The organism is Pseudomonadota bacterium (assembly GCA_036141575.1).
Classification (GTDB): domain Bacteria; phylum Pseudomonadota; class Alphaproteobacteria; order UBA2136; family JAPKEQ01; genus JAPKEQ01.
In genome coordinates, this window is record JAYZXF010000002.1 from 102,826 (window position 1) to 116,671 (window position 13,846).

General features: G+C 46.0%; 15 protein-coding genes. 14 read left to right on the forward strand and 1 reads right to left on the reverse strand.

Annotated elements, in window-relative coordinates; all coding sequences use genetic code 11:
* The first annotated feature begins 12 nt into the window (after nt 1–12).
* The 7 genes from ccoO to ccoS are packed head-to-tail and all read left to right on the forward strand — an operon-like array spanning nt 13 to nt 5,996.
* Entirely contained in the window at nt 13–756 is a 744-nt protein-coding gene (gene ccoO / locus VX730_01575) for a cytochrome-c oxidase, cbb3-type subunit II (protein ID MEC9291071.1), read from the forward strand.
* Nucleotides 757–762: 6 nt separating this feature from the next.
* Nucleotides 763–921, forward strand: a complete 159-nt coding sequence (locus VX730_01580) for a cbb3-type cytochrome c oxidase subunit 3 (protein ID MEC9291072.1) — start codon at nt 763–765, stop codon at nt 919–921.
* Nucleotides 908–1,804, forward strand: a complete 897-nt coding sequence (ccoP, locus tag VX730_01585; protein ID MEC9291073.1) for a cytochrome-c oxidase, cbb3-type subunit III — start codon at nt 908–910, stop codon at nt 1,802–1,804. Before VX730_01580 ends, ccoP begins: the two co-directional genes overlap by 14 nt.
* 15 nt (nt 1,805–1,819) lie before the next feature.
* Entirely contained in the window at nt 1,820–3,235 is a 1,416-nt protein-coding gene (ccoG, locus tag VX730_01590) for a cytochrome c oxidase accessory protein CcoG (protein MEC9291074.1), read from the forward strand.
* Between the two features lie 4 nt (nt 3,236–3,239).
* Nucleotides 3,240–3,722 (forward strand): FixH family protein, encoded by a 483-nt coding sequence (locus VX730_01595; GenBank protein ID MEC9291075.1) that lies wholly within the window; start codon nt 3,240–3,242, stop codon nt 3,720–3,722.
* Nucleotides 3,665–5,830, forward strand: coding sequence for a heavy metal translocating P-type ATPase (locus VX730_01600; GenBank protein ID MEC9291076.1), 2,166 nt, complete (start codon nt 3,665–3,667; stop codon nt 5,828–5,830). Before VX730_01595 ends, VX730_01600 begins: the two co-directional genes overlap by 58 nt.
* 4 nt (nt 5,831–5,834) lie before the next feature.
* Nucleotides 5,835–5,996 (forward strand): cbb3-type cytochrome oxidase assembly protein CcoS, encoded by a 162-nt coding sequence (gene ccoS / locus VX730_01605; protein ID MEC9291077.1) that lies wholly within the window; start codon nt 5,835–5,837, stop codon nt 5,994–5,996.
* A gap of 118 nt (nt 5,997–6,114) precedes the next feature.
* Here ccoS and hemN read toward each other — a convergent pair whose 3' ends face one another.
* Entirely contained in the window at nt 6,115–7,446 is a 1,332-nt protein-coding gene (gene hemN, locus VX730_01610) for an oxygen-independent coproporphyrinogen III oxidase (protein ID MEC9291078.1), read from the reverse strand.
* Nucleotides 7,447–7,578: 132 nt separating this feature from the next.
* Here hemN and purB point away from each other — a divergent pair, with 132 nt between their 5' ends.
* The 7 genes from purB to VX730_01645 form a co-directional block, all read left to right on the forward strand.
* Nucleotides 7,579–8,904, forward strand: coding sequence for an adenylosuccinate lyase (gene purB / locus VX730_01615; GenBank protein MEC9291079.1), 1,326 nt, complete (start codon nt 7,579–7,581; stop codon nt 8,902–8,904).
* 81 nt (nt 8,905–8,985) lie between these two features.
* Nucleotides 8,986–10,278, forward strand: a complete 1,293-nt coding sequence (locus VX730_01620) for an adenylosuccinate synthase (GenBank protein ID MEC9291080.1) — start codon at nt 8,986–8,988, stop codon at nt 10,276–10,278.
* A gap of 121 nt (nt 10,279–10,399) precedes the next feature.
* On the forward strand, nt 10,400–10,855 hold the full coding sequence (locus VX730_01625) for a hypothetical protein (protein MEC9291081.1): 456 nt from the start codon (nt 10,400–10,402) through the stop codon (nt 10,853–10,855).
* Between the two features lie 67 nt (nt 10,856–10,922).
* On the forward strand, nt 10,923–11,339 hold the full coding sequence (locus tag VX730_01630) for a hypothetical protein (GenBank protein ID MEC9291082.1): 417 nt from the start codon (nt 10,923–10,925) through the stop codon (nt 11,337–11,339).
* 104 nt (nt 11,340–11,443) lie between these two features.
* Nucleotides 11,444–11,890: a hypothetical protein gene (locus tag VX730_01635; GenBank protein MEC9291083.1), complete on the forward strand. Its 447-nt coding sequence runs from the start codon at nt 11,444–11,446 to the stop codon at nt 11,888–11,890.
* Entirely contained in the window at nt 11,887–12,582 is a 696-nt protein-coding gene (gene cmk / locus VX730_01640) for a (d)CMP kinase (GenBank protein ID MEC9291084.1), read from the forward strand. The genes VX730_01635 and cmk overlap by 4 nt, the downstream gene beginning before the upstream one ends.
* Nucleotides 12,583–12,714: 132 nt before the next feature.
* Nucleotides 12,715–13,846: 30S ribosomal protein S1 (locus tag VX730_01645; protein ID MEC9291085.1), on the forward strand; the 1,132-nt coding region annotated here is incomplete at its 3' end.

Here is a 13,846-nt window from a genome sequence, read left to right on the forward strand (position 1 = left end):
AGGACATAAAAAATGAGCTTAATGAAAAAACACGAAACGTTAGAAAAAAACTCAGTCCTTCTGTTGATCTTTATCATCGTGGCAGTACTGATTGGTGGCATCGTGGAAATTATTCCACTATTCAGAAAAGAAACAGTGATTGAGCCAGTAGAGGGGATGCGTCCTTACACGCCTCTTGAGCTAGCGGGTTACAACATCTACCTGCGTGAGGGGTGCTATAACTGTCACTCTCAGCACATTCGTCCACTGCGTGATGAAGTGACACGTTACGGCCACTACTCACTGGCAGCAGAGAGCATGTACGACCACCCATTCCAGTGGGGAAGTAAGCGTACTGGCCCTGACCTTGCCCGTGTTGGCGGTAAGTACTCTGATGAGTGGCATGTGGCGCACATGATCAAGCCAACAAGTGTTGTGCCTGAGTCCATCATGCCGTCATACAGCTTCCTCATGAAGCGTGCAGCAAAAATCTCTGACCTAGATAAGCACCTCAAAGCGCTGAGCCGCATTGGTGTGCCTTACACAGAAGAGATGATTGTAAACGCTGAAAAGGATGCGATTGCACAAGCAACAGGTGAAGAGCGTATGGATATTTCTGGTCTGGTTGCGCGTTACGGTGAAAAAGTAAACGCACGCGACTTTGACGGCCAAGAACATACGGTGACAGAAATGGATGCTCTTGTGGCTTACCTACAAGTACTAGGTACGATGGTGGACTTCAAAGCAGCTAAAAACCTACACATGATTGAGGAGTAAGAGAGCATGGACTTTCTAACTGAAAACGCAACAATTATAGGGCTGGTCTTTTTCTTCGGCTTCTTTTGCGGATTGATTGTGTGGGTGTTCCTACCTGGAAGCTCTAAGCGATTTAAAACCTATAGTGAAATTCCACTCAAGGAGAACGGTGATGACAAAAAATAAAACTCAGCCGAAAAAAGTAAATAACAAAAAAGATGTCGATCAGGTATCTGGCATTGAAACAACGGGCCACGAGTGGGACGGCCTGAAAGAACTGAACAACCCTCTTCCTCGCTGGTGGCTATGGGTGTGGTTCGCAACCATTGTATGGTCACTGTTTTACTTTGTGGCGTACCCTGCATGGCCAACGCTATCAGGTGCGACAGAAGGAACATCTGGCTATACGCAGTATAAAGAGCTAAAAGCATCTCAAAACGAAATTGAGAAGCGCCAAGCGGTGTACCTTGAGCGTTTTGAAAACGCATCATTTGAAGAGATTCTTGCAGATGAAGCGCTTTACAAGTTTGCTTCTGCGGGTGGACGTACAGCCTTTATGGATAACTGTGCAACGTGCCATGGTACAGGTGCAGCAGGTGCAGAAGGCTATCCAAACCTTCAGGATGATGACTGGATTTGGGGGGGGACGATTGAAGATATCTACACAACTCTCAAGCATGGTATTCGTTGGGATGAAGACGAAGATACACGTGTAAGCATGATGCCTGCATATGGTAAAGATGGTGTTCTGACACGTGATGAAATCAAGAGTGTTGTAAAGTATGTGATGTCACTTTCTGATAAGAGCATTCACGCTGATGAAGCGGGCATGACGATCTTTATGGAAAATTGTGCAGCTTGCCATGGTGAAGATGGGAAAGGGATCCCTGAAATGGGGGCGCCGAACCTTGCCGATGCGATCTGGCTTTACGGTGGTGACAAGCACAGCATTTATGAAACTGTGTATTATGCACGTGCGGGTGTGATGCCAGCTTGGCAGCATCGCCTCGATGAAAACACACTCCGTCAGATTAGTGTGTACGTGCACGAACTTGGTGGTGGTGAGTAAGAAAGTACATCCTAAATGAGCGTTGATAATCAAATTCAGTTCTTTGAAAAACAAGAACGCATTTACCCAAAACGTGTGACGGGTAAATTTAGGAACCTGAAATGGATCATTATGATTATCACGCTGGGGATTTATTATCTCACGCCGTTTATTCGCTGGGATCGGGGGCCAAATGCCCCTGATCAAGCGGTTCTGATTGACCTTGAGCGCGCCCGTGCTTATTGGTTCTGGATTGAGATCTGGCCTCAAGAAGTTTATATCCTTACAGGGATTTTGATTCTAGCAGCTATTGCGCTGTTCTTTGTGACGAGCTTGTTTGGTCGTGTGTGGTGTGGGTACTTTTGTTTTCAAACCGTATGGACAGACTTGTTTGTTTGGGTAGAGCGTATTGTGCAGGGTGACCGTGTGAAGCGTAAGAGACTTCGTGAAGGGCCTTGGACATTTGAAAAGACGTATAAGCTTGCGATTACGCATCTTATCTGGCTCGCTATTGCTTGGTGGACTGCAGGTTCATTTGTACTCTACTTTAATGACGCCCCAACACTGGTGATGAGCTTCTTTAAATTTGATGTCTCACCAACAGTACTTGGCTTTATGTTTGGACTCACATTCTCGACTTACCTCATGGCTGGTTTTGCCCGTGAGCAGGTGTGTACGTTTATGTGCCCATATGCGCGATTCCAATCTGCAATGTTTGATAAAGATACGCTGATTATTGCCTACGATGAAACCCGCGGTGAGGAGCGTGGCAAGCATAAAAAAGGTGATACATGGGAAGGGCGTGGTCATTGTGTAGATTGCACCGCTTGCGTACAAGTTTGCCCAATGGGTATTGATATTCGTGACGGTTTACAGATGGAATGTATTGCGTGTGGCTTATGTGTAGATGCTTGTAACAACATTATGGATAAGCTTGATCTCCCGCAGGGGCTGATTCGTTACGATACAGAAAATCGTATGGATGAACTGCGTGTCGGTAAAGAGCCTAGCAAGCTGCATATCATGCGTCCTCGTACAATTTATTACACATGTATTCTTACTGTAGTAGGAAGTTTAATGCTTCTTGCTTTACTGAGCCGTGCACCACTTGATATGTCGGTTCTGCATGATAGAAATCCACTGTTTGTAAAACTCTCTGATGGCAGTTTCAGAAACGGCTACGATGTGAAGATTCTCAATAAAACCCATGAAGATAAAACATATGCACTGACGGTTCATGGGATTGAGGGCGCTGAAGTGATTGTGAAATCTGCCGGTGATGTAAAAGCTGAGAAACTATTTGTGCCAGCTGACTCAGTTGGCAGCTATCATATCCTGATTAAAGCAGATGTGGATGCTGGGCCAAGACGTCCTGTAACATTAAAACTTGAAGATTATGCAAGTGACATTGAAGATAGCTATGAGAGTATCTTCGTAACACAGAGAGACTAAATTTATGACCAAACAGCGCACACAAAAAGAAGAATCAAAACGCATGGGGCGCATTGTCCTGTTTAGCTTGATTGCGTTTTTTGCAACATTTGCCAGTGTAGATGCTTTGTTTATTTATCTTGCGGCGGGGTCACACCGTGGTGTGGTGACAGAAAATGCGTATGAGAAAGGCCTCGCTTTTAATGAAACACTGAAAAAAGCTGCAGAAGATGCAAAAGAGTCTCCAGTAGATCGCATCAGTTATGAAGGTGGTAAACTTAACATCCACCTGAAGGACGAAGAAGATTTTCGTTCTGTGGTTGCGCACTTGAAGCATCCTGTGCAAGATGGTCAGGATATGCGCCTAAACTTGCAAGCTGTAAGTGAGCGCACATACGTATCAACAGAGCTTTTGCCAAAAGGTAACTGGCATATGATTTTGGAACTGACATGGAACAACGAAGCACAGACAACGTATCACCTGAACGAGGAACTCTCTCTTCACTAGAAGGGTACGCAGCGCTTGCTGGGAGCGACGCATCAGGGACACACTCTCTCAAAGTTTATGTTGAAGGCATCCACTGTGTTGGATGTATTTCGACGGTGGAATCTGCTGTGCTGGCACTGGATGAAAAGGCAGAAGCAAGGCTCAATGTCACTACATCTATTCTAAATCTCAAATGGCAAGGTGACCTCAGCTTTGCGGAAGAGGCCGTGCAGGCCCTTGAAGCAGAGGGGTACAGAATTCGTCCGGTTATTCAAGAGAATGAAAATAAAGAGCTCAAGTTCCTAATCCTTTGCATGGGTGTGGCAGGGTTTGCCATGGGGAATGTCATGCTCATCTCAGTTGGCTTATGGATTACAGATGCGGAAACCATGGGTGAATCTATGCGTACATTCCTGCATTGGGTGAGTGCGCTGATTGCGGTACCAACACTGCTGTTTTCAGGCCGTCCATTTTATCAGAGTGCGTGGAGTGCTATATCCCATGGACGTACCAATATGGATATCCCGATTACAGTTGGTCTTGTGCTGACGGTTGCTATGAGTTTCTTTGAAACACTGACGCATGGAGAGCATGTGTATTTTGATAGTGCGGTTATGCTGATGTTCTTCCTGCTTGTTGGCCGTGTACTCGATATGAAAACGAAATCTTCTGCCAGCGAAAGTGCGAGAAGTTTGCAAGGTCTGCTCGATGGCTTTGCGCGTGTTTTGGAGAAAGGCAAAGTGAAATCAGTGCCACTTACTCAGGTGGAAAAAGGCGCCACTGTACGCGTGCCTATGGGAGAGCGTTTCCCGTTGGATGGTGAGCTCCTATGTGATGCTATGCAAGTCGATACCTCTGTGGTGACAGGGGAGAGCTTGCCACAACTCTTTAAGGCTGGTGAAAAGGTTTATGGTGGGATGCTAAACCTTGGTGATAGCGTGACATACAAAATTAGTCATGCCCATGATGAAGGGGTGCTTCATCATATGGCGGAACTGGTTTCAAGTAGCTCGACGGTGCGCTCTCGTTATACGCGCCTCGCAGATAAGGTCTCTCGTGCTTATACGCCCGTTGTTCACTTTTTAGCTCTGCTTGCTTTTGTATTTTGGATGGGTGTTGGTGCTATTTGGCAGGACGCTCTTCTCATTGGTGTAACAGTTCTGATTATTACGTGCCCATGTGCTCTTGGTTTAAGTGTTCCTGTGGTGCATGTGCGTGCTATTGGGCGACTCATGAAGAAAGGAATCTTCATGAAGCAGGGGGATGCGCTTGAGCGTCTTTCACATGTTGATACGATCCTGTTTGATAAGACAGGGACGCTGACTATGCCAACGCTTCACACAGAGCTTTCTGATGGTGTTTTGAGCATGCTTGCCTCGGTGGCTTCTCATTCGCGTCATCCGCTTTCAAATGCCGTTGTACGTGCCTTTAGTGGTGATGTATTAGAGGTGGAGAGTGTAAGTGAAACCGCAGGGCAAGGTGTTGAGGGCCGAGTGAATGGCACGGCCGTTAAACTTGGTCAAGCCGGTTTTGTTGGTTCGGTGGCACCAGCCTCAGGTATGTGGGCTAAGGTTGGGGATGATGTGCCGTTCCAATTAAAGTTTAGTGAAGGGTTGCTCCCTGATGTGAAAGAGCAGGTTGAAGCCCTGAAAGAGAAAGGTTACAAGCTTGCTCTTGTAACTGGAGACGGTGTGGAACCAGCAGAAAAGGTTGCGGGAGAGCTGGGTCTTGATGATGTGCATAGCCAACAAACGCCAACAGATAAAGTAGACGTACTGAAGCGTTATCAGGAAGAGGGGGCGCACGTGCTTATGGTGGGTGATGGGTTAAATGATGCCGCAATTTTGAGCCATGCCCATGCCTCACTTGCACCAGCAACAGCAAGTGATCTGGCACGTACCCAGGCAGATGGCGTGTATGTATCAGAAGGCATTGCTGCTGTTTCAGAAACATTGCGTATTGCGGGTGGTTCACAAAAGTTGATTCGTCAAAATATAGGCCTCTCTATTGTTTATAATGTGGTTGCTGTGCCTATAGCTTTTGCAGGATTTATTACACCACTTATTGCAGCACTTTCTATGTCGGCATCTTCTTTAGTTGTGACACTGAATGCACTTAGGTTAAGGTAAGGTTATGGACGTTTTATTGTATTTGATTCCGATTGCACTTCTGTTGGGCTTTATTGCTCTACTTGCATTTTCATGGGCATTGAAAAGCGGCCAGTATGATGACCTTGATGGTGCGTCTCAGCGCATTCTTTTAGATGATGATGTAGAAGAAAATCAAAACAAATAATTTCGCATCACAGCCATCGAAAATTGTGTTTTAGCGAGAACCGCAGTGCAGTGTACTTATGGGTACATGAGCAGGGGATCGCAGGCAAAAGCAATTTGCAGAACTGTAAAGTAGAAATTTAAATAGCTTTCGAGTGTTTCTCTTCTGGTGATGGCGCTAGATACGCATCAAATGCGCTGGCCACAACACGGGCCCATAAGTAACCATCTTTTAGAATACAGAGCGTACGTGTCATGCTATCCCATTCCAGAATATCGCCACCAAGCTTATTCATAATGGCTTCTTTTTCTGCTTCATAAGCTTCAGGAATGTAAGACTCAAAATTGCACATAAGCGCTTCAATGATATCGCTACGGGCATGGTCGTCTGCACCTGTTGGACAGTACTTCACAGCAGTAGGTTCAACAGAGCCAACAGTGTTTTTATAGAGGCCTATGTTGGGTTGGTTTTGCATGAAGCCCTGTGGGTATTTTGAAATCGATGAAGCGCCAAATCCAATGAGAGTATCAGCCACGTCTGTGGTGTAGCCTTGGAAGTTTCGTTTAAGTGTACCGGCGTTGAGAGCCTTAACCATTTCATCTTCAGGTTTTGCGTAGTGGTCAATCCCGACAGCGGTGTAGCCACGCTCCATGAGTGTGTCACGACCTGTGTTCATTAGGATCATGCGGGCTTCTGTATCAGGGAGTGATTCTTCTGGAATCAGGCGCATATGTTTTTTCATCCAAGGCACATGAGCATACCCAAAGAAGGCAATGCGGCTTGGGCTTAAATCCGCCAGCGTGTTCATGGTGTCTTGAATGGTTTTTGCTGTTTGATGTGGGAAGCCATACATCACATCAAAGTTAATATCGGTGATGCCATGCGCTCTCAGCATGCGGCAGGCATCTTGTGTTTTTTGCAATGTTTGCGGACGACCAACAGCTTCCATAATGTGGTCATGGATGTCTTGCACACCGAGGCTTGCACGATTAACGCCTTTTTCTGCGTAAGATTTAATCTTCTCTTCCGTTAAGGTGCGAGGGTCCATTTCAATGGCAATCTCAGCATTGTCGAGGAAGGTGAAAGCGGCTTTGAGCGCATCCATGATGCGCTCAAACTCGGTTGGCTCTAGTAGGGTTGGAGACCCTCCACCAAAATGAATATGGCTCACAGTGCGCTTCGTGTTTAGGCGCAGTGCCGTTTGTTCAATTTCTGAAATAAGAGCAGAGACATAACCTTCAATAGGTTCATACTTCTTTGTGATTTTTGTGTGGCAACCACAGTACCAGCACATCTCTGCACAGAATGGAATATGGAGATAAAGAGAAATAGGCTGTGTGTCATCCAGCTTGCTTTGCCATGTTTCAAGGAGGCCTTGCTTATCGATGGCTTTAAAGTGCGGCGCCGTAGGGTAACTCGTGTAACGAGGCAACCTTTGTGTGAGTAAATCTAATGTCTCTTTTGTCATCATAAGGGCAATATATCAGGTGTTTGAGGGAGGGGATTTGACAGATATCAATTGTATAAAAATTTAAATGCTTGATGCAGGGTATGAAAACCTGTATAAAATTATAAACGGATGAACAAGGCAGAAAGGATTGCCATGATAAGCCGTTACGCACTTCCTGAAATGACCGCTCTTTGGTCTCTTTCTCACAAATACAAAACGTGGTTAAAAGTAGAACAAGCTGTTGCAACTGCACAGGCTGATTTGGGTTTGATTCCAGAAACAGATGCAAAAGCTATTAGCGCACACAGTGCCATTAACCCTGAACGTATTGAGGAAATTGAAGCGGAAGTTCGTCATGACTTTATTGCTTTCACAACACATATTTCAGAACAGTTGGGTGATGCAGGGAAGTCTCTACACTACGGTCTAACATCATCAGATGTCATTGATAGTGCGCTGAGTCTCACATTGAGAGAAGCGCTGCTTCATATTGCTAGCGATTTAGATACGCTTATTTCTACGTTGATGAGCCGTGCAGAAGAATTTAAAACCACTCTGTGTATGGGCAGAAGCCACGGTGTGCATGGTGAGCCAACAACATTTGGTTTGAAGCTTCTAGGCTTTGCCAGTGAGTTTGCCCGTCACAAAGAGCGTGCTATGCAAGCTTATGACACGGTAAGCGTTTGTACGTTCTCCGGTGCAATGGGTACGGCTGCGCATATGCCATTAGACGTTGAAGCAAAAGCTGCAAAAGCTTTGGGCCTTACTGCTGAACCTGTGGCCACACAAATTATTCCAAGAGACCGTCACGCAGAAGTGGCCTCTGTGCTGGCTCTTGTTGCTGGTGGGGTTGAGCGTCTTTCAACAGAGATTCGTCACTTGCAAAGAAGCGAAGTGAGAGAAGTTGAAGAAGGGTTCGCCAAAGGGCAAAAAGGCTCGTCTGCGATGCCGCATAAGAAAAACCCAATCCTCAGTGAAAACCTTTCTGGTCTTGCCCGTATGGTGAGAAGCTACGCTGTGCCAATGATGGAAAGCGCCTGCCTGTGGCACGAAAGAGATATGAGCCATTCAAGCGTTGAGCGTTTTGTGTGGCCAGATGCCTTTTGTACGCTTGATTTTGCTCTGATGCGTTTAAACGGTGTGATGGAGAACTTGGTTGTTCATCCAGAGCATATGCAAAAGAACGTAGAGCTACTTGGCGGTTTGCATAATGCACAATCTGTGATGCTGATGCTGGCGCAGGAAAAAGGCATGAGCCGTGAGGATGCGTATAGAGCGGTCCAAGCCCATGCGATGTCTGTGTGGAACTCTGGCGGTACGCTTAAAGAGAAGCTACTTGCAGATACAGATCTTAATCTCACTGAAAAAGATTTAGAACCATGCTTTGATGATACAAAGCATAGCCGTCATGTGGAGGCGTTGTTTGAAAGAACAAAAGCCGCCATCGGCATCTCTAATAGGAGTTCTGCTTGTGCCTAAGGTGTTCAACAACATCAAAGATCAAGGGACACAAACATTTTCTAGAACCATAAACCAACCAAACGTAGAAGGAGAAGCGCTATGAGCGTTCGTGCTGTTGTGGGTATTAACTGGGGTGATGAAGGAAAGGGGCGTATGATTGATCTGTTTGCGGAAACCGCAGATGCTGTTGTGCGTTACCAAGGTGGTAACAATGCCGGCCATACTGTGGTGAACCCGCTTGGGGAGTTTAAACTTCACCTTATTCCATCAGGTATCTTTAACCCGAAGACACTCAATATTCTTGGGCCAGGTACAGTCATTAACCTTGAAGCGCTTGTGGCTGAAATGCAGGAACTGAAAGAGGCGAATATTCCACTAGATAACCTGCGTATTAGTGAGCGTGCCATGATTGTTCTGCCTTACCAGCAGTGGGAAGACGTATGGGAAGAGGAGCGTTTAGGTAAAAAAGCCTATGGCTCAACACGCCAAGGGATTGCCCCTGCTTATGGAGACCGTTACTTGAAAAAAGGTCTGCTTATGGGTGAGCTGAGAGATATGGATTCTTTGAGAAAAAGGCTCTCTCACATTCTTGAGTGGAAAAACGTGATGGCTGAAGGCGTGTACGGTAAAAAGAATGCGGTAGATGTAGAAGACATGATGACATGGCTTGAAAAGTGGAGCGCACCGCTTATGCCTCATGTAACAGATACAAACACACTGCTAGATGGCATGGCGGCAGAAGGCAAAACCATTCTGTTTGAAGCTCAGCTTGGGGCGCTGCGTGATATCTATTACGGCATTTACCCAATGACAACGTCATCAAGCACACTGGCTGCCCATGCACCAATTGGGGGCGGGTTGCTGGGGCATCCTATCACTGAAACCGTTGGGGTGATGAAAGCCTTCTCTACATGTGTAGGGGCAGGGCCATTTGTGACAGAGTGGTTTGGTGAAGAAGCCGATGCCTTCCGTGTGAAATCTGGTGAGTTTGGAGCAACAACAGGTCGTCCGAGACGTATTGGCCCATTTGACGCCGTTGCCAGCCGTTACGGATGTAAAATCCAAGGGGCAACCTCTCTTGCACTGACAAAGCTTGATAACCTGAGTGGGGAAAAAGAGCTGAAAATTTGTACGGCCTATATGGTGAACGGCAAAGAGACAGAGCAGTTCCCAATGGGGGCAGAGCTAGACGTGGCGACACCCGTGTATGAAACCATGCAAGGGTGGAGCGAAGATGTCAGCACGATGCGTACATGGGACGAGCTACCAAAGGCGGCTCAGGACTATGTTCTGCGTATTGAAGAACTGATGGGCGTCAGCATTGATTACGTGAGTGTTGGCCCAGAGCGTGACGCTCTGATTACCAGACAGGGAACACAGATGGCGGCGTAAGGCATCTGTCTATTGAAGAGAAGGGGGCTGCGGCCTCCTTTTCTTATCTCTTGTAAATTCAGAGGAATGCGCTATATATAGGGTATTCTAAACTTAAACGTTTCCCCAAATGGAGAAGAGCATGGCTCAAAATAATGGAATCTTGTGGGCTGTGCCGACAGAGCTGTTCCCTGCCTCCTGCCGTTTGCATGGAGGAAATATCAAAGAGCGCTGTCACCACATTACCCTAGGTATGGGGCCCTTAACCCCACTGTGGGAACGCGCCCTTGGTATGGAATTTGTTGCCCAGATTGTGGAAGACACATGGTCTGATAGCATTGGCGTGCAAGCTTATGAGGTGAAAGTGCCGGATCGCATTTTGCGTTTTGTGAAACGCACCAGTGAAGTACAGCAGCTTGGAAATCCGCCTTTGCACCTGACCTTGTTTACCAAGGAAGGTGTTGGCGCATTTAAAAGTAATGTGATGCTTGCTGGGCGCCACAATAGGGCGCTTGCGCCTCTTAGAATTCTCAGCATGCGTGTGGCATACTGCCCTGAATCTGAAATGGACAATCAACCGTCCTTCAGGCAGGTTTAAACGATCAAGAAAAGGAGGCAAAAGCCTCCTTTTTTATGTTAGGTTGCCTGTATTGAGAGGTAGTAACATGTTATTAGAATCTATTTATGTTTTGATGAAGACAAAATTGGAAGGCTCAGAAAGCGTAATAGTATTTGTGTTTTTAGTGCTGCTGTGTATAGGCATTTTAGGTTCATTTTTTCGTGTTAGGGTGAGGCATGATAAACGGATGGCTGTTGTGAGAGCTTCTGGCAAAAAGTTCAAAGATATGAATATCCCTTTTAAGATTTTTATTAAAATCTTCTCAATAGCAAATACTGCAATTTGTTTGGTAATAATGTTTGATATGTCTTTTGAGTATGGGAGACGAAATGTGCCTGTAGGAATGATAATGGTTTTTTTAGTGTTTTTAATGCCATTACTATTTTGTATTTGTTTAACGCATATATTAGATACTATTGCTACTTACCAGCTTTCAAAACGGCAACAACGTAAGAAACAGTAGTTAAAAATGCTTTTCTCACGTATGCTAGCCGCATGGATGATGTGAACGCATTTCTAAATTGGTATCTCTCGCCGTTTTCACGGGTGGGACGTAAAGTCTTCAATATGAGTATTTCTCTCGCTTTGTTGCCGTTTTTGTTTATGAGCTTTTATGGTGCCATGGATATGGCGGATAAGCTCGCGAGCTCTATGAGTAGTAACCCAATGGGGCTAATGGATATGTTACAGGGTATGAGTGCTGAAGATGCGCCGTTTCCATGGGATAAGTTTTTAAAGAGTGTGGTGTTTACCCTTCTGGTACCTCTGTTTATGATGCGTGCCAGAGACGCGGTTTACCCAGAGTGGATGGCCTATGTAATTGGGGCCCACGCCGCACTTGGTATTGTGGCCCTACTCAGCGGCGTTTCATTTGGTATTATAAGCGCGCTTCTGGGGCTTGCTTTCTTTGTGATAACCACGTTACTCTGCTTTACACCGACACGTTTTAAAAGTCTCGCCGAGAGAGAGGCAGAACGTCTCGCACAAGAACAAAAGGACACAGGACAGGTATGATTGTTTCAATTGATGGCCTAGCAGGCACAGGAAAAGGAACTCTTGCAAAAGAACTTGCGAGGCTCTACCGCATGAAATACCTCGATACGGGCACGCTATACCGTACTGTGGCGCATCTTGTGCTTGAAAATAAGCTAGACCCTTACCATGAGCCTGACTGTGTGCGTATGGCTGAGCAGGGCATGGAAGCGTTTGACTTTAAGCATATTGGTAACAATGAGTTTGCAACCTTCATTAACGATGAGAACGTGAGCCGTGATATTCGTCGTCCAGCGGTGAATGAGATTGTTGCGATGATTGCGGACTACCCAACGGTGCGTGCGGCGCTTAAAATGTTTCAGGTAAGCTTTGCAGAGCTTTGGAGTGAGCGCATTGGTGTGATTATGGATGGCCGTGATATTGGCTCAGTGATTTGCCCACATGCAGAGGTGAAGCTGTGCCTTGATGCCAGCCCTAAAGTGCGCGCAGAGCGCAGGCAAAAGGAACTGGCGAGTAAAGGTTTTGATGAAACCCTTGAAAATTGCCTTGCGGAGGTCCATAAACGTGACAGTGTAGATGAGTCTAGAATCAAGGCTTTACTTGACATGGACGACAAAGTGGTCTATATCGACACCAGTGATATGAATGTAGCGGAGGTGCTTAATGCAGCCATCGATGCAATCGGTCACGATAAGTTAAAGGTTGCCATCTAGGGAAACATTCGGGAACGCCGACCTGAATTTCTAAGTTTGCCGGTACCTTACAAAAGTAAATATTCGGCATTTGAAAAGTAAAATCATATGATTAAACTTGCAGATCCAGCGTCTCTTGGTGTTTCACCAGACATGCTGAAAACAGCGCTATCTGAAAGCTTTGAAGATCTTCTAGCGGGTAGCCTCTCTCTTGACGGTAACATCGAAAAAACTGTTGTTAAAGGTATCGTAACTGCGATCGAAAACGACGTTGCGATTGTTGACGTAGGTATGAAGGCTGAAGGCCGCATTCCTCTAAGAGAATTCGTAAGCCACGAATCTGGCGAAGTTGAACTTGCTGTTGGCGACAGTGTTGACGTATTCGTTGACAACCTAGACGACAACAACGGTGAAGCGCGTCTTTCTCGTGAAAAAGCTCGTCGTGAAGAAGTTATGGACACTCTAGAAACTGCGTTCAAAGCGAACGAAAAAGTTAAGGGTGTTATCTTTGGTAAGGTTAAAGGTGGTTTCATGGTAGACGTTTCTGGCGTTCTAGCATTCCTACCAGGTTCACAAATGGACGCACGTCCAATCCGTGACGTAACACCTTACATGTACACACCACAAGAGCTTATGATCCTTAAACTAGACCGTCAGAAGGGTAACCTTATCGTTTCTCGTCGTGCTGTTATGGATGAAACTCGTGGTGAAGCACGTGACGAACTCCTTGAAGATATGTCTGAAGGTAAGCAGCTTGAAGGTGTTGTTAAGAACATCACTGACTACGGTGCGTTTATCGATCTTGGTGGCGTAGATGGACTTCTACACATCACTGATATCGCTTGGCACCGCATTAACCACCCATCAGAAGTTCTTTCTGTTGGCCAAGTGGTTAAAGTACAAGTTGTACGTTTCGACGAGAAGACGAAGCGCGTATCTCTAGGTATGAAACAGATGAACAACGATCCATGGACAGAAGTTGATGGCAGCTACCCAATCGGTACTGTTGTTAAAGGTCGTATCACAAACATCACTGATTACGGTGCGTTTGTTGAGCTTGCTCCAGGTATCGAAGGTCTTATCCACGTAAGTGAAATGAGCTGGACACGTAAAAACGTACACCCAGGCAAACTTGTTTCAACTTCTGAGGAAGTGGACGTTATGGTACTTGAAATCGACCACGAGAAGCGTCGTATTTCTCTAGGTCTGAAGCAATGCCAAGACAACCCATGGAAAGTGTACACAGAGAAGAACCCAGAGGGTACAGAAGTTGAAGGTACTGTTC

Bases quoted from the DNA above. Each gene is read 5' to 3' on its own strand.
- VX730_01630 (MEC9291082.1), top strand. From the start codon at position 10,923: ATGTTATTAGAATCTATTTATGTTTTGATGAAGACAAAATTGGAAGGC.
- VX730_01580 (MEC9291072.1), top strand. From the start codon at position 763: ATGGACTTTCTAACTGAAAACGCAACAATTATAGGGCTGGTCTTTTTC.
- ccoO (MEC9291071.1), top strand. From the start codon at position 13: ATGAGCTTAATGAAAAAACACGAAACGTTAGAAAAAAACTCAGTCCTT.
- VX730_01595 (MEC9291075.1), top strand. From the start codon at position 3,240: ATGACCAAACAGCGCACACAAAAAGAAGAATCAAAACGCATGGGGCGC.
- VX730_01635 (MEC9291083.1), top strand. From the start codon at position 11,444: ATGAGTATTTCTCTCGCTTTGTTGCCGTTTTTGTTTATGAGCTTTTAT.
- ccoP (MEC9291073.1), top strand. From the start codon at position 908: ATGACAAAAAATAAAACTCAGCCGAAAAAAGTAAATAACAAAAAAGAT.
- VX730_01600 (MEC9291076.1), top strand. From the start codon at position 3,665: ATGGAACAACGAAGCACAGACAACGTATCACCTGAACGAGGAACTCTC.
- ccoS (MEC9291077.1), top strand. From the start codon at position 5,835: ATGGACGTTTTATTGTATTTGATTCCGATTGCACTTCTGTTGGGCTTT.
- purB (MEC9291079.1), top strand. From the start codon at position 7,579: ATGATAAGCCGTTACGCACTTCCTGAAATGACCGCTCTTTGGTCTCTT.
- VX730_01620 (MEC9291080.1), top strand. From the start codon at position 8,986: ATGAGCGTTCGTGCTGTTGTGGGTATTAACTGGGGTGATGAAGGAAAG.
- hemN (MEC9291078.1), bottom strand. From the start codon at position 7,446: ATGATGACAAAAGAGACATTAGATTTACTCACACAAAGGTTGCCTCGT.
- VX730_01625 (MEC9291081.1), top strand. From the start codon at position 10,400: ATGGCTCAAAATAATGGAATCTTGTGGGCTGTGCCGACAGAGCTGTTC.
- cmk (MEC9291084.1), top strand. From the start codon at position 11,887: ATGATTGTTTCAATTGATGGCCTAGCAGGCACAGGAAAAGGAACTCTT.
- ccoG (MEC9291074.1), top strand. From the start codon at position 1,820: ATGAGCGTTGATAATCAAATTCAGTTCTTTGAAAAACAAGAACGCATT.